The organism is Blautia sp. NSJ-175 (assembly GCF_022867815.1).
Classification (GTDB): Bacteria; Bacillota; Clostridia; order Lachnospirales; family Lachnospiraceae; genus Blautia; species Blautia celeris.
This window is the reverse complement of the sequence record NZ_JALIFQ010000006.1, coordinates 236,978-255,955: the sequence shown is the minus strand read 5'-3', so window position 1 is coordinate 255,955 and position 18,978 is coordinate 236,978. Positions and strand designations below refer to the sequence as shown.

The 18,978-nt window shown below is 49.5% G+C and carries 15 protein-coding genes; 3 read left to right on the top strand and 12 right to left on the bottom strand.

What is annotated here, in order from left to right; translation table 11 throughout:
* Positions 1 to 2: 2 nt before the first annotated feature.
* On the bottom strand, positions 3 to 437 hold the full coding sequence (locus tag MUB35_RS12020; protein WP_103731687.1) for a MarR family winged helix-turn-helix transcriptional regulator: 435 nt from the start codon (positions 435 to 437) through the stop codon (positions 3 to 5).
* A 231-nt stretch (positions 438 to 668) separates the two neighbouring features.
* Between MUB35_RS12020 and MUB35_RS12015 the strand changes: the two genes are divergently transcribed.
* Complete coding sequence (locus MUB35_RS12015; protein WP_103731686.1) at positions 669 to 1,559, top strand: LysR family transcriptional regulator; 891 nt, start codon at positions 669 to 671, stop codon at positions 1,557 to 1,559.
* On the opposite strand, the gene MUB35_RS12010 is transcribed toward MUB35_RS12015, so the two are convergent.
* The 4 genes from MUB35_RS12010 to MUB35_RS11995 form a co-directional block, all read right to left on the bottom strand.
* Complete coding sequence (locus MUB35_RS12010) at positions 1,556 to 3,106, bottom strand: hydantoinase/oxoprolinase family protein (protein WP_244806265.1); 1,551 nt, start codon at positions 3,104 to 3,106, stop codon at positions 1,556 to 1,558. The genes MUB35_RS12015 and MUB35_RS12010 overlap by 4 nt on opposite strands.
* A complete protein-coding gene (locus MUB35_RS12005; protein WP_033140508.1) occupies positions 3,099 to 4,199 on the bottom strand; it encodes a DUF917 domain-containing protein in 1,101 nt (366 codons plus the stop codon). The genes MUB35_RS12010 and MUB35_RS12005 overlap by 8 nt, the downstream gene beginning before the upstream one ends.
* A 98-nt stretch (positions 4,200 to 4,297) precedes the next feature.
* Positions 4,298 to 5,917: a PucR family transcriptional regulator gene (locus MUB35_RS12000; protein ID WP_052099273.1), complete on the bottom strand. Its 1,620-nt coding sequence runs from the start codon at positions 5,915 to 5,917 to the stop codon at positions 4,298 to 4,300.
* Complete coding sequence (locus MUB35_RS11995; protein ID WP_158587336.1) at positions 5,914 to 6,816, bottom strand: RluA family pseudouridine synthase; 903 nt, start codon at positions 6,814 to 6,816, stop codon at positions 5,914 to 5,916. The genes MUB35_RS12000 and MUB35_RS11995 overlap by 4 nt, the downstream gene beginning before the upstream one ends.
* Before the next feature lie 288 nt (positions 6,817 to 7,104).
* Between MUB35_RS11995 and MUB35_RS11990 the strand changes: the two genes are divergently transcribed.
* Positions 7,105 to 8,964: an ATP-dependent nuclease gene (locus MUB35_RS11990; protein ID WP_033140509.1), complete on the top strand. Its 1,860-nt coding sequence runs from the start codon at positions 7,105 to 7,107 to the stop codon at positions 8,962 to 8,964.
* Between the two features lie 43 nt (positions 8,965 to 9,007).
* On the opposite strand, the gene MUB35_RS11985 is transcribed toward MUB35_RS11990, so the two are convergent.
* The 7 genes from MUB35_RS11985 to MUB35_RS11955 all read right to left on the bottom strand — a co-directional run bounded on the left by MUB35_RS11985 (position 9,008) and on the right by MUB35_RS11955 (position 17,151).
* Positions 9,008 to 10,909, bottom strand: a complete 1,902-nt coding sequence (locus MUB35_RS11985; RefSeq protein WP_244806264.1) for a sensor domain-containing diguanylate cyclase — start codon at positions 10,907 to 10,909, stop codon at positions 9,008 to 9,010.
* 79 nt (positions 10,910 to 10,988) lie between these two features.
* Positions 10,989 to 11,372 carry a hypothetical protein gene (locus MUB35_RS11980; RefSeq protein ID WP_244806263.1) on the bottom strand — a complete coding sequence of 128 codons (384 nt, stop codon included), beginning with the start codon at positions 11,370 to 11,372 and terminating at the stop codon, positions 10,989 to 10,991.
* A gap of 2 nt (positions 11,373 to 11,374) precedes the next feature.
* Entirely contained in the window at positions 11,375 to 12,331 is a 957-nt protein-coding gene (locus tag MUB35_RS11975) for a tRNA dihydrouridine synthase (protein WP_054351233.1), read from the bottom strand.
* Between the two features lie 29 nt (positions 12,332 to 12,360).
* Positions 12,361 to 13,461: a flagellin lysine-N-methylase gene (gene fliB, locus MUB35_RS11970; RefSeq protein ID WP_033140512.1), complete on the bottom strand. Its 1,101-nt coding sequence runs from the start codon at positions 13,459 to 13,461 to the stop codon at positions 12,361 to 12,363.
* Between the two features lie 11 nt (positions 13,462 to 13,472).
* Positions 13,473 to 15,575, bottom strand: a complete 2,103-nt coding sequence (glgX, locus tag MUB35_RS11965) for a glycogen debranching protein GlgX (RefSeq protein WP_033140513.1) — start codon at positions 15,573 to 15,575, stop codon at positions 13,473 to 13,475.
* 134 nt (positions 15,576 to 15,709) lie between these two features.
* Positions 15,710 to 16,381, bottom strand: a complete 672-nt coding sequence (locus MUB35_RS11960) for a YkgJ family cysteine cluster protein (protein WP_033140514.1) — start codon at positions 16,379 to 16,381, stop codon at positions 15,710 to 15,712.
* Between the two features lie 41 nt (positions 16,382 to 16,422).
* Positions 16,423 to 17,151: an alpha/beta hydrolase gene (locus MUB35_RS11955; RefSeq protein WP_052099280.1), complete on the bottom strand. Its 729-nt coding sequence runs from the start codon at positions 17,149 to 17,151 to the stop codon at positions 16,423 to 16,425.
* Positions 17,152 to 18,384: 1,233 nt separating this feature from the next.
* Between MUB35_RS11955 and MUB35_RS11950 the strand changes: the two genes are divergently transcribed.
* Complete coding sequence (locus MUB35_RS11950; RefSeq protein ID WP_244806262.1) at positions 18,385 to 18,951, top strand: hypothetical protein; 567 nt, start codon at positions 18,385 to 18,387, stop codon at positions 18,949 to 18,951.
* Positions 18,952 to 18,978 lie beyond the last annotated feature (27 nt).

The following is an 18,978-nucleotide window of genomic DNA, read 5'->3' as shown; positions in this document are numbered from 1 at the left end:
CCTTATTGCTTTAAATTACTCAGCATTCGTTCCAGCAGTTCCGTCAAAAGCTGTTTTTCTCCCTCTGTAAAACCCCGGTACATACATTCCTCCAGGTCACGAAACCCCTGATCGATCTCTCCTTTCAGTTCATCTGCCCTCTCTGTAAGACGGATATGTTTCAGTCTCTCATCCGCAGGGTCCGGCACAAAACCTATGTATCCGGCATTTTTCAGCTTTTTCAGGAGAGATGACACGCTGGCTTTTGACAGCCCCAGGGAGATATGAAGATCCCTGGCGCAGATATCCTGGTCCGCATGGTCTGTCAGGTAGCACAGCACATTGCACTGAGCCGCCGACATCCCGTGCCTGACCATCATGGAATTACCTATGGACTCCATCGTCAGATTCAGCTTTTTCAGCAGACGCATCACATTTTCGTCCTTTACCTTCTGCATATTTTGTCTCCTTATCTGAAACAAGTTCGCTTGCTGACTGTTTCCTTACAAACTAGTTTTACACCATTTTTCCTTGTATGTGAATTAGAAAAATGTTATCATTAATAAAGTATATTAATTAATATATCTGGGTTCTTTTTATTATAAGAAGCACAGCCCGCCGGACCGGTACACGCAGACACATCTGTCCGGTCTGTAACACGGGAAATATCTGCAGAGAAAGGAATTTTTATGAATACCGTACAATTAGAATGCTATATGGCAGTGGCGGAGAACCTGAACTTTGCCAGAGCCGCCGAACAGCTTCATATAACACAGCCCGCCGTAACCCATCAGATCAATTCTTTGGAAACCGAACTGGATGTCAAACTGTTCAAGCGGACCACCAGGACAGTGGAGCTCACGTCCCCGGGATGGGTTTTTCTCGGATACGCCAGGGATATCCTGGCAAAGACAGCCCAGGCCAAAAACAGACTTGCCGGACATTTTGAAGATCAGATACAGCCTTTTATCATAGGATGCCACAGCTCTTTTGAACTGACTATGCTCCCGGAGGCGCTGCGGCGGCTGACCAAGGCATATCCCCAGGTGCATCCTGACATTAAGATGGTCCCCTCTCAGGCCCTGCGAAACCTTCTGCAGGAGGAAACCCTGGATGTGATGCTGGGCTTCGGGGAGGATAAAGAAAAGAAAAAAACAGGCACTTATGTGGAACTGATCAAAGCGCCTGTGGTGTGCGTGACAGCAGGTGACCACGCCCTGGCAAAAAAAGACGCGGTCACCCTGGACGAACTGCACGAAGGCCGCCTGGTTCTCTGCGATCCTCACAAATCCTCCCCCGTGATCACGGAAATGCAGGGAAGCCTCATCAGCACACGGCCTCCCTCCCAGATGTTTTTCTGTGAAAATATAGAGTGTGCCCTGGCTTTTGTAAAGGCCGGCCTGGGCTTTACCATTCTGCCGGATATGCCTCTCATGCGAAGTGATGATCTCTGCTATATTCCCGTAAAAAATGCAGCACCGGCTTCCTTTGGGCTTTATTACAAAACCCTCCAGAATAATCCGGTGCTGCGCAGTTTTATACGCATTATGAAAGAATGCTCACAGGTACAGAAGCTTTAACCCAGATCTCCTGCCGCCTTTATTTTCACCCGGTTGGTATTTCCCGGATAGTAGGCAAGAGGGACATCCTCCACATCAATGATCTCCACAGTCTCCTCCACAGCGCCCGCATCCACAGCCATGGCTATGGCCTCTTTCCTGGCCTGTGCAAGCGCCTCCTCTCTGGGAACCACATCAAAGTCCAGAAGCTTTTCATAGGTTCCGCTCACTTTAGAGATGGCAGAGCCGATGGCATTGGCTGTCTGGGCATGTTCCGGGTTTACACTGCGGCTGGTTCCCTCCAGCTCCTTTGGAAGAATGATGGAGCCGCCGCCAACCATGATGACCTCCACATCCTGACTGGATACCTTCATGGCATCAATGCCTTCCTCCACCATTTCTTTGATGACATCCATAGCTTTTTTCGCAAAATCCGGGTCAATATGGGATACCTTCTCCCTGTCTCCGATCTCGGCCATTCCAAGCCGCACGGCAATATCCGTGGCTGTCATCACATCACCGCCGAACACAAGGGCCTTTTCCGTAATGCGGTACCCCACACTGTCAGGCCCTACCGTCACCGTGCCGTCCTCTTTCTCATGTACGACAGAACCGCCGCCAAGGCCGATGGAAAATACATCCGGCATACGGAAGTTGGTCCGCACGCCTCCGATAGTCACGGCAACACTGGATTCCCGCGGAAATCCGTTCTGGATAACGCCTAAATCCGTGGTCGTACCGCCCACATCGATCACCACCGCATTCTGGATCCGGCTCAAATAACTGGCGCCCCGGATGGAGTTGGTGGGTCCGCAGGCCACTGTGAGGATCGGATACTTTTTGGCATATTCCATGGTCATCAGGGTACCGTCGTTCTGGGACAGATAGAGTGCCGCGCCTGTCACGCCCTCCTCCTTCAGACTTCTGGCAAACCCATCGGTAAACCGCTCCGCCACCCTGCAGAGCGCCGCGTTTAAGATCGTGGCATTTTCCCTCTCAATAAGGCCCATGGAACCGATCTCGCTGGATATGGAAATGCGGACATCAGGCCCCATGATCTCCCTGCAGATCTGCGCCGCCCGCAGTTCATGGTCATTGCGCACAGTGGAAAATACGCAGGAAATAGCTACAGACTCCACCTTTCCCTTTATCTTACGGAAAAATTCTGCTGCTGCCTCCTCATCAAAAGGAGCCAATTCCTTTCCGTCATACTCAAATCCGCCGCCTATGACTGCCACGGACTTTGCAATGGCCCTGATATCCTCCGCCCAGTCCACCATAGGGGGAATCCCCAGTGTGGCTGGCGCTCCGATGCGCAGAATGCCGATAGGCGCCAGATGCTTTCTCTCCACAATGGCATTGGTACACTGGGTAGTTCCCAGCATAGCCATGGATATCTCTTCTTTATTCACACCGGAGACCTGTAAGATCTCACGCACGGCACACACAATGCCGTCGTAGATATCCTCCGAAGTGGGATGCTTGATCTCTGCCTTTACCTGTAAATCCTCATTGATCAGAACCGCATCCGTATTGGTTCCGCCCACATCTATTCCCAGCTTATACATCTGTGCGTCCTCCTTTGCAGCGTTCTTCCAGTGGAATATAATCCGTATCGCAGCCGAAATACCGCGGTCCCACCAGCTCCAGTCCGGCCTGGCTTCTCCACATTTCAAAACATTTCAGCCCCACCAGCATGACTCTCTTGCCGTATTTCAGCGCATCTGTGGTGACCGGGGCAAAAGTTTCCGTGTCCACAAGGCAGATAAGGTCCGGCACGGTAGCCAGGATTTCCCCGTCCACCACTGCTGTCAGGTTCTCATTCTGGAATTCCACATAGGCCTGTCTGCCTCTGTATTCCCCAATCCCTTCTAGGCACACCTTTCCGAAGTTGAATGCCCCCCTGGTCTCCCGGAGCACATCACCAATCTTTCCTTTAAAAAGTTTGAAGCCCTCTGAAAACCGCAGGAAATTTTCCTCCGGAGTCCCCTGCTCCATATCTTTTACGCAGCGGATTGCCTCCCCCAGCCTCTGGCTTCTGGTGACGATATGCTTTACAGCATATTTTTTAAGCTCCGCGCCGCTCATACAGTACAGGGCCACAGAAACAGAACCGCCGCAGCTCATGGTCACTGACCGGGCCAGTTCTTCTGTCCATTTGTTGGTGATCGTATTGAAAATTGCGGAATTTCCTTTCTCATCTGTGAGAGCCATAGGGCTGGCGCTCATGCCGCCCATGGTAAATGTCACCATCTGCAGTTCCGGAAAAGCCCGTCCCATACCGTCCGCATCCACCATGGGAAGCCCCATTCTGGCGGAGGCCGCGATGGGAAGCATACTGTTCACACCGCCTGCCTCGATAGGCATAAAGGCATAGACTTCTTTTCCGAAGAACTTGGAAACCATATCATAGAGCACCCGGTACTCTTTGCCGCCGATTCCCTTTTCCCCCAGAATGGTGGGGGCTCCCATCATGGCAATGGGCACGACCAGCGCGTCATCCGGCACCTCCCCGGGGTCTAACAGTGTGACCGGGCCGCATTCCCTCACCGCACCCATAGCCACCAGCTTGCCTATATAGGGGTCTCCGCCGCCGCCCGCGCCTAAAAGGGCAGCACCCATGGCGATATCCTCAATCTCTTCTAATCCTATTTTTCTCAAAATCCCATCTCCAATCCAGCGGCACACATATCACCTGCCGTGCGTTTTGTTTTTTTCTATTATAAACGCTTTTTCTGCCGTTGTAATTATGGATTGGGTTAAACTTCCCCGCTCTCTTTTGTCCTTTTGGACAAAGAAGAGTCACGGAGCAGGCGCAGAACTGCCGCCGCCTCATAGAGACGCCCCGCTTCCGGCATTTTCTGTATTCTGAAGCGGAAGAACTCGTGGAGCTTTCCCACCCGGTATTTGATGGTATTTTTATGTACATATAACAGGTCAGCCGTGCGGGCAATATTGCTGTCTGCATCCAGAAGAAAAGTTTCCAGTGTCTTATAAAGCTCCTCGTCCTGCTCTTCCAGTCCTTTCAGACAGGCGGTCTTCTCCAGTATTGCTTTCTCCCCTGCGTCCAGAATCTGCCTGCAGGCGCCTGCAAACTCCAGCTCACTCCCCGTCAAAATATGGCGGCAGGGAAAGATGCAGCCCGCCTCCTCCGCGTATTCTGTGCACAGAAGAAAAGCGCTGCGCACCTGTGCCGTATTTTCAAGCCCGGGGCAGCTTATGAGGCGTATCTCTTTGTCCCCCTCCTCATAGAAAGCCTCCAGAATCTGTTCCTGCTCCATTTTGGTGCGCTCCTGTCCCGTAAAGACAACTCCCCTTCCCTGATGGATGCCCGCTATGCAGATATCATAATACTGTTCCAGAAATGTGCTTGCGTGCCTCACTTCCTTTTCCAGATTCCGCTCCGCCTTCTTTTTCCTGGGCAGGAGGAGAAGCATGTGGTGAATGGATTTCACATCAATCCGGAAGATTTCCGCCAGCCTGCGCATCTTCACCGGTTCGTCATTTAAAATAGCTTTCAAAAGTTCTCCAGTTCCCACATTGCCGTAACCTCTGCTCCAGACACCGATGAACAGCCTTACCGCCTCAGCGGCCTGCAGGCAGAGCTGGGCATGCAGTTTTTTGTCCTCACGGACAAGGAAAAGAGTAAGCCCCGCATTGTCAGCGTCTTTCACCGGCGCGCAGAACACCCAGCGCCCGGAGGGAAGCCGCTCCATCTCCTTTGACGCGCCCGGTGCCTCCCCGCCGTAAAACTGCTCCAGCTCCTCCATAGAGGATTCTCCCGCCTGAGGCCACACAGCCAGATTCACAGGGCGGAAGCGGCTGTCAACTAAAAAGAGGGAACAGCGCAGCCTGTCACTCAGCATCCTGACCACAGATTCCACGGTTCTCTGGCTCTCGGGAAGATAACCGAACCGCTCTAACATCTCCCCCACAAGATAGGTATCCCGCTTCTGCTCACTGATGATGGCGTGCATAACCTCTGTGATCACCTCACTGTAGCGCAGGTCCATGCGGTTTTTCGGCATACAGATAAGGACAAAGCCCAGTTCGTCCGCAAGTGCCGCAACCTCAGGAGCAATGTCCTTTAAGAAAATTCCCACATAGTATAAGATCAGCCCCACTTCCCCGCCCTCATATAGCCTCCGTATGGTGGCAAGCTGCAGCGGGACATCCTCCCTTGCGTTGATAAATCCCGTAATGGCAATCTCACCGCCGTAAAAATCGCCGGGGAACAGGTCATCATTCAGCATCTGGGGATTGGCGTATTCCAGGACAGAAATGGATGTGACCACTTTTTTAAGTCCTGACTTCCCCGCTGCCACCCTGGCACCTCCAAGGGAGGGCAGCTTTAACAGGTCTTCCACCGTAACACTCATTTTATCTCACTCCTCTTTGCCTCAAGGCACTTCTGCATATCGTCGGGAAAGGCAGCCTGTATCCGTATCTCCTCTTCGGTAAAGGGCTGGATAAGTGTCACCCGGAAGGCATGCAGGGCAGCCCGCTTCATGTGCTCCGTATTTCCTCCGTACAGACGGTCCCCCAAAAGGGGATGCCCCATCCAGGCCATATGCACCCGGATCTGGTGCGTGCGCCCTGTTGCAAGGCAGAGATGTACCAGAGCACAGTCCCTCATTTTTTCCACAACGCGGTATCTGGTCACCGCGGTCTTTCCCTGAGGGGAGACACACATGCGCATCAGTTCTCCCTCCGCTTTGTCTATCTTCTCCGTAATGATCCCCTCATCCATTTTGGGAACGCCCTCCACAAGGGCCAGATACTCTTTTTCAAATGCCCCCTGCTGTTTCTGCTTTGCCAGTCTCCCTGCTGCCGCCTGGTTTAAGGCAAACACCACAATGCCTGAGGTGTCCTTGTCAAGCCGCCCCACGCTTCTGACCCTGGCCTGCACTCCTTTTTCCCGGAAATAAAAGGCCAGCATATTGGAAAGGGAATCCGCGTAATGCCCATGGGAGGGGTGCACCACAAGACCTGCCGGTTTGTTCACACAGAGCAGATCCTCATCCTCATACAAAATATCCGGTATTCCCTTTCCCGGCACCAGTTGGGAGGAGCCTGTGTGCGCCTCCTCCAGCTTTACTTCCACTTTATCCCCGGCTTTCAGTTCATGGGTAACTCTCGCCCTGTTACTATTTACCCGGATTCCGTCCTTCCTGAACTTTGCCTGTTTTATCTGCCGCTTTGTAAGTTCCATATCATGAAGCAGAAAGTCTGACAGACTGCAGTCCCTCTCTGCCGTTTTACTCCATATCTTTTCCATTTGCTCATCCCTGTGCATGCTCGTGCTTTCCTCTATCTGTCTTTTTTTATTCTAGCAGAGTCCGGCAAATGCGTAAAGGAAATAAAAGAAAACCTCTTTCAGAACCCCTCCTCCCGTGATAGAATGGATTTATAGCAATAGAGAGACGGGCAGATGCACACAAAATGCAATAAATTGCATTTTGGCGCTGGCTAACTCGGGATTTTGCTTCGCATCGCGCAGCATCCCCTTGGAGAAAACATCTCCCGTGACATTGGCCGTGAACAGTAACCAAAAGGAGACTTTATTATGCAGATCAGCAGCCTTCACATCAGGAATTTTAAATACATACGGGATATGGAGATTCGGAACATTGAAAACGCCCTGATTCTGGTGGGGAAGAACAATACGGGAAAAACCTCCGTTCTGGATGCTGTCCGGGCGGTGAGCGGCTCTTACCGGATACGTGAATGTGACTTTAATGAAAAAAAGCAGAGGATAGAGATTACCATGACTCTGTCCATCTCCAGGGAAGACCTGCAGATGCTGCACCACCACGGACGCGTGAGCGTGTACCGCAGATATACTGCCTGGTATGAGGATTTCTGCAAAAAGCTCCCCTCCTACCAAAACGGAAGTCTGACCTTTACCTACACAGTCAATGTGCTGGGACAGGAACGCCTGAGCGACGGCCGCGAAAAGCACAACAAATATATCCGTCAGGTACTGCCCCAGATTTACTACATCGGAACCGACAGACGGCTGGAGCAGCTTCAGAAAGATCTGCTGGCCTTTGAGGAGGATGAACAGTTAAAGAGAATGCGCCTTGATGTCTGCCTGTTCGAGAGCAGCAAGCACTGCAGCCGCTGTTTCCAGTGCATCGGCCTGATCAACCAGAAACGCCCGGAGGATCTGACCGCCTTTGAGACCGCAAAGCTTCTGGAATACAAACTCTGTCAGATGAATCTGACGGACTTTGCAAGGCGTGTCAATACCAGTTTCCACAGAAACGGCGGATTTGATGAGATCCGCTACACCATGCGCTGCAACATCGACGAAATGTGCTCCGTTACGGCAGAAGCCTACAACACCAAGCGCAGCACATACACCCCGGTGGAACATATGGGAGAAGGTATGCGCAGCATCTATATGCTCTCTCTTCTGGAGGCTTACACCCAGGACAACAACAGGATTCCCAGTGTGATCCTGGTCAAGGACCCTGAGACGTTCCTTCACCCGGAACTGCAGAAAAAAGCCGGGGAAATTTTGTACCGTCTGTCCAAAAAGAATCAGATCCTGTTCTCCACCCACTCGCCGGACATGATCTTTAACTTCAGCAGCCACCAGATACGGCAGGTTGTGCTGGACGAACAGTATTATACCATTTTACGGGAGCGGACTGATATGAACCGGATACTGGATGATCTGGGTTTCAATGCCAGCGACCTTATGAATGTCAGCTTTGTCTTCATTGTGGAAGGCAAACAGGATAAAAGCCGACTCCCCCTGCTTCTCCGGAAATATTACTCGGAGATCACCGCCCCGGACGGCAGACTGTCCAGAATCGCCATCATCACCACCAATAGCTGCACCAACATCAAGACCTATGCCAACCTGAAATATATGAACCAGATCTATCTCCGTGACCAGTTCCTCATGATCCGCGACGGAGACGGCAAAAACAGGACAGAGCTGGCTGCACAGCTCTGCCGCTACTATGAGGCCAGGAATCTGGAGGATGTGGACCATCTCCCGAGAGTCACCCCGAAAAATGTGCTGATCCTCAAATACTATTCTTTTGAGAACTATTTTCTCAACCCCGCTGTCATGGTTCAGATCGGCGTGCTGGAAAAGGAAGAAGATTTTTACAGAATCCTCCTGGAAAAATGGAAAGCCTATCTCTATAAAATAAAGAGCGGGCGCCATCTGACAGAGGAGCTCGGATTTGAGATACAGACAGAAGAAGACCTGAAAAACCATATGGAGGAATTTAAGATCTATATGCGGGGCCATAATCTCTTTGACATCTTCTACGGACCTTACAAAGAGAAGGAACAGGAACTTCTGAAACGCTATATAGATCTGGCTCCCAGGGAGGACTTCAGGGATATCCTGGATGCTGTCGACCATTTTATTTATTTTGACAGCAGGAAAAAGCAGGAAAGTTAAAACACAGGCGCCGCAGATAGGATGTGAATCTGCGGCGCCTGTATTATTCTTTCTCTTCTGTTTCAGGGACATAGAGGGCATATCCGCCCTTTCCGCTCCGTTTTGCTTTGTAGAGAGCCGTATCCGCCCTGCGGTACAGCTCGTGGAAATTCTCGCTGCCATTAGTCATGACAGCTCCGATGCTGCCGTGTACCGGATAGTCATCCTTTTCCCCTGTATAGAGGGAATCCCACTTCTTTACAATGGCATCCAGGATGAGGATGAGCTGATGGCTGCTCTGCACATTGATGAGAAAGACCATAAATTCATCTCCGCCGATTCTGCCCACAATGTCCGTGGAACGGAATGTCCTCTGCAGAGCATCCGCAAAGCGGACGATCGCCCTGTCCCCCTGGGTATGCCCCAGCGTGTCATTGATACGTTTTAAATTGTCCATATCCACAATGAGGAGCGCACAGACACTGCCTTTGTATTTTCTGAGGGCATGGGTGACAAGTTCCTCTGTGGCCATTTTGTTATAAAGTCCTGTCATGGAATCTGTCTCGGCACGCAGCCTGAGTGCCTCTTTTTCCCTCATATTTTCATCTATGTTCATCATTTTGCCCAGAATGCGCACAACTCTTCCTCTGTCATCCGCAAAGATACTGGTGAGCACTGAAAACCAGATATAGACGCCTGCAAAGTTACAGAAACGAATGTTCCGCGTCATAACCCCTTTTTTGCTGCTGAACTGAGGCAGTATCCTGGAAAAGGCGGTGACATCATCCGGATACACCCATTTCCCGTCCAGAAATGACTGGTAATCCGGCTTTATGCCGAGTATCTTTTCAAAATTTTCGTTGAACTCCAGTGTATGGTCCAAATTGTTGAGTTCAAATACCAGCACATCGGAATCCCTGGCCAAAAGCCGGAATCTCTCCTCCGAGACTTCCAGCTTTTCCTTCTCCTCCAGAAGCTTCTGTGTCTGTGCCCGCAAAGCTTTCCGCTCTGTTCTGAAGAGATAAAAGATCAGCAGAAAACCAAGCAGAAAAGAGACTGCGAAGGCAATATTGAGCCTCGCCGCATAAGTTCTGACAAAAGCATAGGAGGAATCCACCTCCCCCCGCTTCATGGCAGATAAAAGTGTCCATCCGTTATATCCGAAGGGTGTCTGTGTCACATAATACTCCTGTTCCCCTTCCTGTATAAGGGATACCAGTTTCTCTTGGTTCTTGGCTGCCTGCTGCATATCCTCCACGGAATGACCGTCCAGAAAGGCTTCGTTCTTTGTCTTTTCATATATGTTTTCCAGGCTCTTATCCCCTACCACCATCTCCTCATCTTTGGAGGCCACTATGACATCTCCCTGTCCGTTGATGAGAACACTGGCATCATTTCGCTCGAAATTGTCATGCAGGAACAGGGTCCCGAACTGTTCTGCCGTATAAGAGCCGCAGAGCACGCCTGTGATCTCCCCCTGAGGATTTTTGATGGGAACAGCCAGCAGAACACAGAGGTATCCGTCTTCGATACTGGAGATAAACGGCTCTGAGATCGTCTGTTCCCCTTTCACAGCTGCCTGGAACTCTTTCAGATTTTTGATGTTCCTCTGTATTCCCTCATTGGTCATTCCGTTTCCATCCAAATCCGCCATGGTAATGCGATAAAACTCCTGGGTCTGCCGGATGGCATCGGCTGCGTTCAGGAAGGTCTCTGTATCCTCCATCCCTGCCTGCCCCAGATAACTGGCAAAGGCGCCCAGGGAATCAAACTGGCCGGAAAGTACAGTTCTCACATGATCCGCCTGCTGCTGCGCATAACTTTCCAGGGTCGCGTGAATCTCTTCGTTCACCCTGCGGCTTGTCTTCTGATTATAATTCAGCACTGCCACTGCAAGAAAAACTGCCAATACCGCAAACACCCACAGTGTCTGCTCTGCCCGTGTATGTTTCCTTTTTTTCGTCATACATGTACCATACTCTTTCCTCCGCTCATATTTCCTTGTACAACTAGGCGTATTTCACATTTTTCTTTTGTTTATTCTGTCAGAAACGGTTCTGCTCCATGTTTTCCATTTTTTCCTTTGTGAGAAGAAAAATCTTAACCTCTGCCTCGTGACCGTCCAGTTCCTCCTCTGTCATTCTGCTCAAAGCGGCCACTCTGCTTTTTCCATCCCGAATCTCCCACATGGCATCTGCAAAAAACAGGTCTTCCCCCTCTGTCGTCCGGCCCGTATCCGGCATGGCGCGAAGCGTAACGGTAAAGGAAGATATGCCACGCTCCATACTGCGTCTGTGTATGGCAGCCTTCTCCAGTGTCTCCTCCTCAAAAGGATATTCCCTGAAAAGCTCTGCCAGGTCTGCCATGCGGACAAACCCTCTGAAATAATACTCATTTTCCTGTATCGCCTGCTGCAGTCTCAATTTCATAGTCATCCCTCATTTCCGCCCGGCATCCGCAGTTCTCTGTCGCAAAAGAGGGCATCCACTGCTGCCCTGTATTCATTCAGATGCTGGGCCTTTTTTATTTTCTTTGCGTATTTCGCGCTGTCGGGAAACATATGTATCATGTAGAACCAGAGTTCTTTCATCTTAAACAGCACATTTCTGTCTCCTGACATGACTTTCTCATATTCAGTACAGAGGATGTCGTGAAATTCCCGAAATTTCTCTTTATCCGGCAGTGTGCCCTTCGTAATATGTCCCGCAAGGTCCGGGTCTGTGAGCATTCCCCTGCCAAGCATCACTGTCTCCACCTGGGGAAACCGTGCTGTAAATGCCTCATAGTCTTTCTTCGTAAAAATATCCCCGTTATAGCAGACCCTGTTCCTGCTCAGGGACAGGGCATCTGCAAAAACATCCAGATTCGGTTTGTTTTTATAATAATCTGTCTGCAGTCTCGGGTGAATGATCAGCTCCTCCATGGGATATTTGTTGTAAATCTCTATCAGCTCGTAAAACTCTTCTGCATCCTCCATACCGATTCTCGTCTTAACGGAAAGCTTCAGATCCAGTGTGTCAAAAATCTCATCAAGAAATTTTTCCAGCAGCTTCTGCTCTCCCAGGAATCCCGCGCCTCTCATCTTCGTCACAACGGTCCGGGAAGGGCATCCCAGATTCAGATTGACCTCCTCGTATCCCATACTCTGCAGTTCCAGAGCTGTCTTCACAAAATCCTCTGCGTTGTTTGAAAGAATCTGGGGCACTGTGTACATTCCCCGGTTATTTTCCGGCAGGACATCCTTTAACTCCCTGGAATTAAAACAGCGGTTCCGGTTCGGCATGATAAACGGGGTAAAATATTTATCTATGTTATTATAACATGAATACAGGGCATTGCGGTAGATATATCCTGTAATTCCTTCCATTGGCGCAAGATAAAATCTCATAGTATTTTCTGTCTTCCTCCCGGTCTTATTCAAGTCTTATGTTCCTCCAGCCATCTCTCCAGCACTTCCAGATTCATGTCAGAGTGTTCCACCTCCCTGGCATATCGGTACGCAGTCTCCACCACATCCTGAAATTCCAGCTTTTTCCCCTTTTTCAGCCATACCAGCATAACAAATTCCTGAATCCATTCCGTGGAAAATACAGCCAGAGCCATCTTGGAATAGACAGCATCGTCGTACACCGCACCGCAGAAATAGGTATATACAAAGAACACCATAAGCTGTTCTCCCATCCGTTCCCACTCCCCGCGTACGCTGCTCTCATACCCAAAGCTGCGTTCAAATTCCCCGCACAGATCCAGATAATGCTCCTCCCCGTTTTCATAGAGATTCTTCCAGGCATCCGAAAGCAAGGTGCCCCACTCGCTCCTAAGCCGCTCCAATTTCCGGAACACGGAAAATTCCTGCTTTCTTCTGGCGTACCGCCCTTCCTTTTCTATCTCTGCACCGGTGGGATGGCGGTATTTTTCAATCACCTGATCTATGGCGAAAAATTCTTCCCGGTCTATGCATGCCTGGAAATCCTCCGCAAGAAAAAGCACCTCCCGCATCCGGATCCGCAGGTCCTTTTCCCTATCTGTAAGGATTTGAAATATCACATCCCTGGCATCCGAAAGCAGGGTAAAAAGGAAAAAATCAAAGTCCTCAAACTCATCTTCCTCCTCTGTCTCCCAGGTGATAAATTCCGCCTTCTCCCTGCAGGAAAGAATCATTCTGGCAGCTTCGGGACAGGACAGCGTAAGGGAAAGTTCCCGCAGATCCTCAAATTCCTCCACATGCCTGGGATACATGCTGCAGGTGGCACATAGCCCCTTCGGGCCCAGTTCCCTGTAAAGGTCACAGAGGTTTTCCTCGTTTAAAAACGCACAGCGCCTGTCATACTGATAAAAGCATCCCTCCATCCAGTCAATGGAATTTCTGAGCCTTCTGCCAAACTCTCCCTGCACATTTCCATAGGTCTGCAGTGACTCCTCATCAATGACAATCTGCCATCCGGCGCAGCAGGTAGCCGGACAAGCTCCGGCAATACAGACAAAATCGTCATAATAGCCGGGTTTTATATATCTCATATTGCGTCTCCTTATTGATTTCTTTCGTAAACCGAACAGAACTCACACCCGGTCAGGACTATGACACTCCTGGGGCCGGCAAGTATACTGTCACTGTCCAGGCGGACAGGCTGTTTTTTCCACTCCGAACCGATCTCTCCGGTATTCACGGATACATGCCACAGCAGGGGCCGCGGAAGCTCAGGCAGTCTGACTGAAACAGGTTCCCAGAAGGCATTCACCAGGAGATAGACAATGTCATCCCTGCCGTTATCCTCATCATAGCCTGTGAACATCACTGCCGTAACCTTTGCCTCCTGCCCGAAATTCTCCACCCAGGGATTTTCCCCGTGGAAGCTGATCTCCGGAAGGCCGAAGCGGTTGCTGCCCAGATTGCCGCTGATGCTCTTATGGCTCTTCCTGAAATGTATCATGAACCGGAAGAATTCATACACATCTCTGTGTGTCTCAAGCCTGCTCCAGTCAATCCAGGATATCTCGTTGTCCTGGCAGTAGGCATTGTTATTCCCATACTGGGTGTTGCAGAATTCATCCCCTGCGTAGAACATAGGCGTCCCTCTGCTGCACATGAGGACTGCGCAGGCATTCTTGATCAGACGCATTCTCAGCGCATTGACCTGAGGGTCATCTGTCTCTCCCTCCTCCCCGCAGTTCCAGCTCCTGTTATCATCGGAACCGTCCCGGTTTTCCCATCCGTTGGCCTCATTGTGTTTCCAGTTATAGGAATACAGGTCATAGAGTGTAAAGCCGTCATGACAAGTCAGGAAATTAACGGAGGCATTTTTCCCCCGTATCTTGGGCTTGTAAATGTCCGTAGAACCTGCGATGCGCATGGCAGCCGCCTGGGCTGACCAGAGTCCGCCCTTCAGATACTCCCGCAGGTCATCCCTGTACTTTCCGTTCCACTCTGACCAGCGGCAGAAGGCCGGAAACTGCCCCACCTGGTATAGTCCTCCTGCATCCCATGCCTCCGCAATCAGCCTGGTGCCGCTTAACAGGGAATCATAGGCCAGAGACTCCACAAGAGGCGGCCGTTCCATGGGTGAACCGTCTTCGTTCCGCCCCAGAATCGACGCCAGGTCAAACCGGAAACCGTCAATATGGTAATCGGAAACCCAGTATCTGAGGCATTCCTGAATCATTCTCCTCACCACCGGGTGATTGCAGTTCAGTGTATTGCCGCAGCCGCTGAAATTATAATAATGGCCGTCCGGCGTCAAAAGATAGTAAATGTTGTTGTCAAATCCTTTAAACGATATAAAAGGCCCCTCCTCGTTTCCTTCAGCCGTGTGGTTAAACACCACATCCAGAATGACCTCTATTCCGTTTTCATGGAGCGCCAGCACCAGGTCCTTTAACTCCATTCCCTCCCGGTTGTACTCTTTTGAGGCCGCATAACTGGTGTTGGGGGCAAAAAATGCCACGGTATTATAGCCCCAGTAATTGATGACCTGCCGGTCATTCACCATTCTCCGCTCCCGCAGCTCATCAAACTCAAAGATGGGCATAAGCTCCACTGCATTAACTCCCAAATCCTTCAGATAGGGGATTTTCTCCTTAATGCCTGCAAATGTCCCCGGGTGCTCAACATCTTCTGCCATCTTCGTAAATCCGCGGACGTGCATCTCATAAATGATCAGCTCATCCATGGGAACCTTCGGCTGCCGCTCTTTTCCCCAGAAAAAATCATTTCTCACCACTCTGGCCCGATATCCTTTTTCATTCACCTTTTTGCCCCATACACTCTGGCCTGTCACTGCCTTTGCATAGGGGTCAAGGAGTATGTGGTTCTCATCAAAGAGAAGGCCCTGTTCCCTGTCCCAGACACCGCCCAGCCGGTAAGCATACTCAAATTCTCCGATGTCCAGACCGAACACCATCATGGAGTACACGTCACCGATCTTAAAATGCTCCGGAAACCTGAGAACTGCATACGGTTCCTCCTCTGTCCTGTGAAAAAGCAGCAGCTCACAGAACGCCGCACCCTTTGAATGCACGGTAAAATTAACGGCAGTCTGTAAAACTGTGGCACCGTAGTTGCCGTACAGCCCCGGGCATACCTGAAAACCTGCCACCTCGTCTGTTGGTATCCATTTTTGAAGCTCATCATTCATGCTGACATCCCTCCCTGAATTTTATGCGATCACGGTTTTCGGTTCTCTTACTTTGCGGGAGAGTCGGAAAAAGCCCGGCAGCAGCCAGGCTCCGGGAGCTCCCATACGGTACACAGCATTTCTTCCGGGAGGCATCAGTCCTGCCTGAGCACTGACAGCAGCTTCCTCATCTGTCCCAGGCGCTCCTCAAACTGTACATAGAAGTCTCTTCCGCTTTCAAACGGCTGTGTATAAAAAAGATTCAGGACATACATGTTCAGATCTTTCGTGAGCTGCTCTTCCTCTTTTTCTTCCAGAAGATTCCGGATGTCTTTCAAAAGAAAATGCCATTTGGCAGCAAAATCTTCATAGTTTTTCAAATCCGGCACATCCAGCCATTTGCTCACTTTTATTTTAGTCTTATTTTTCTTCGGGCATTCCTGATTCTGCAGGTAATAGAAAAAACCTTTTTCCTCATAATATCTCCCCAGGGGAAATAACCGGCAGAGCCCCGGGCGGAAGGCATGGACCTTACATCTTCCATTTTCATCTAAGAAGGTACACTTTTCTTTTGCTCCTGTCATCCGCAGATTCGGCAGAATACTGCCCTCTGCCACATGCAGTTCTATGTGGCTGTTCATCAGGTCTTCAAAAGTGAGGCCCAGGTTTGTCTCCAGCCTGTAGACATCAAGGGGGTCCAGTTTAATGGAGTCCCCCATGCCCCGGCAGCACTCGGAACATCCCTGGCAGCCCCCGCAGTCAGCCTTCACCATATCTCCCGCTTTATATAATTTCTTTAAGTCCTCTGCAAGAACTTCTCTCTCCATGTATAAAACCTCTCTGTCTTATGTATTTCTGTTTATGGACTTTACAGAATGTGTTTGAAAATTTCTTTGGCCGGCTGTACGTCACACTCTGTGGGAGATTTTCCCCCATAAGCCAAAAGTCGGGAAATCCCTCTTGCCACGCGTCCCTCCGGGTCATCAAAATGACCGCCCGGATTACTCTCACAGATAACCGGACAAAATTTCCCCCAGTGGGCAGCCAGACGTTCTGTGCACACTTTTACGGAAGCCATTCTCACATTGCGGACTTTATGCTCCCTGCTGCCAAGAGATATATAGATCAATGGATTTTCGGCTTTCATACTGTGGGACATGGCATAATCTGCCCAGCCGTCAAACCAGAGGGAACCGGACATGGTGCCGATTCTGTTGAACTTGTCCGAATGGTACATGGCATACACGGCGAATAATCCGGCCATGGAATATCCCACGATTCCTCTGTCCTTCACTTCAAATGAAAGATTCTGTTCCGCCCGGGGAAGAAGCTCCTGCTCAAAATACCGCAGATATTCCCCGGCTCCGCCTGTAAAATCCGTGCTCTTTGCAAAAGCCTTCTCTGCCTTCCAGGGAGAAAAATCACCGTTCCAGTCTCTTCCCGAAACGCCCGCAAGGACACACGGCCTCGTGATCTGCTGCCATATCTTCTCCCCTTCCTCCCGGGAAAAAATGTGGCACCAGATAACAGGAACCGGTTCTTTTATCTCCTCTCCCCAAAGGTAGATTTCACATTTCTCTTCTTTAAAACTTTTCATGGCAGCAATAAGACCTTTCTGTGTGCAGTCAGTATTTTTACTGATGTTGCCGCTGATTTATACAAGTTCAGCACGGTAAATGTACAGATACGGCTGAACGGTTAGCAATTTATTTTCTTCTTTTTTATTATAAGGGACGGGGTAGAAAACCGCAATGTTTTTATTCGCAGGGACGGGAAAATGGGGACGGGAAAATGGCCGTAGGCGGGGGCTGCATGATAGCATGACATGGGAGGGGCAACTGCGAGGGATGACTCTGATCTTCCTTGCTCTATAGACAAATTGAAAGGAATCTAAATCTCTTATTTTCGTAGATAGTCTTAAGCGCCTGGCAGCAAGTTCTCCCCACTTTACGGCTAATTTTAGAGAAATCTTTGGTTTTCGTAGGTGATTTTAGGGCATCTGACAATACTTTCTTCTTGTTTTACAGATAATTTATTAAAATTTTTAGTTTTTATAGGTAATCTTAGGACTCCTGGCAATAGTTTCCGCCTGTTTTACAGATAATTCGAAGGATGTCTTTAGCTTTCGTAGGTAATCTTAGGGCGCCCGACAATGATTTCTTCTTGTTTTGCAGATAATTCATTAAAAAGCTTTAGTTTTTATAGGTAATCTTAGGACTCCTGGCAATGGTTTCTGTCTGTTTTACAGATAATTCGAAGGATGTCTTTAGCTTTCGTAGGTAATCTTAGGGCGCCCGACAATGGTTTCTTCTTGTTTTGCAGATAATTCATTAAAAAGCTTTAGTTTTTATAGGTAATCTTAGGACTCCTGGCAATGATTTCTGTCTGTTTTACAAATAATTTGAAGGATGTCTTTAGCTTTCGTAGGTAATCTTAGGGCGCCCGACAATGATTTCTTCTTGTTCTGCAGATAATTCATTAAAAAACTTTAGTTTTTATAGGTAATCTTCAAGAACCAGACCATGTCTTCTGCTTGTTTTACAGATAATTTTAAAGACAGCCATATAATCTATAGGTAAATCCGGAAATTCGACATGTGTCCTTACTTTCCAGGTAATTCAGAACTCTGATATCTAACAGATGATGTGCGATGGGTAATATATAAATACAACAAGGGTATTTATAAAATGAGACAGCAATGACCCGGTATGGCGTATGGAATCTATATATAGCTTGCAGGCTGCAGGAAATGTAGTATAATAGTGTCTGGCTGTCCGGATGATTTCCATGCCGGACTGTATCATAAAACTGCACGGGAGGTCTTGTGAAAATGAATCTGATATTCCGGAAAAATTTTAAAAATGCAGTGGAACGTGTGCTTCATGTTCCCCATAACTATACAGGCGGTATTCTGGAAATGACCTTTGTGTTGGATTATGCGCTTTCCAAAGAATGTGCCGTATCCATGACAAAAGAGATTGCCGCTGTGCTCCGCTCTCACAGCCAGGTCTTCCAGAATGTCCGGCTCAACCTTCTGCACTGGAAGGAGAACGAGGTGCTTGTAAACCAGGTGGTGCCAATTTCCATGCTGCAGCTTGGGAGAGGGCTGGAAAACTATGAATCCCTGCCCGGAAATAAATCCCTGGACACCCTTACAGATACCCTGAAACGGTTCCACGCCAGATCTAAGCTGGTAATCTGCCTGCTCGGTACAGGATCAGCCGCAGGCGCGGTGGTGCTGGATGAGGAGAGGACAAAAAAGAATCTGCAGCCATTTCTTGGGCGGAAGAGTATATTCTTATGTGTGCAGGAGGACGGGGAATGCGTTAGTCCGGAGATTGTGATGGGGGCTAACGTACTTTCCGATTATGCTAAAAAACCCGGAGCTGATGTCTAATATCAGCTTCGGGCTCATATTGTAATT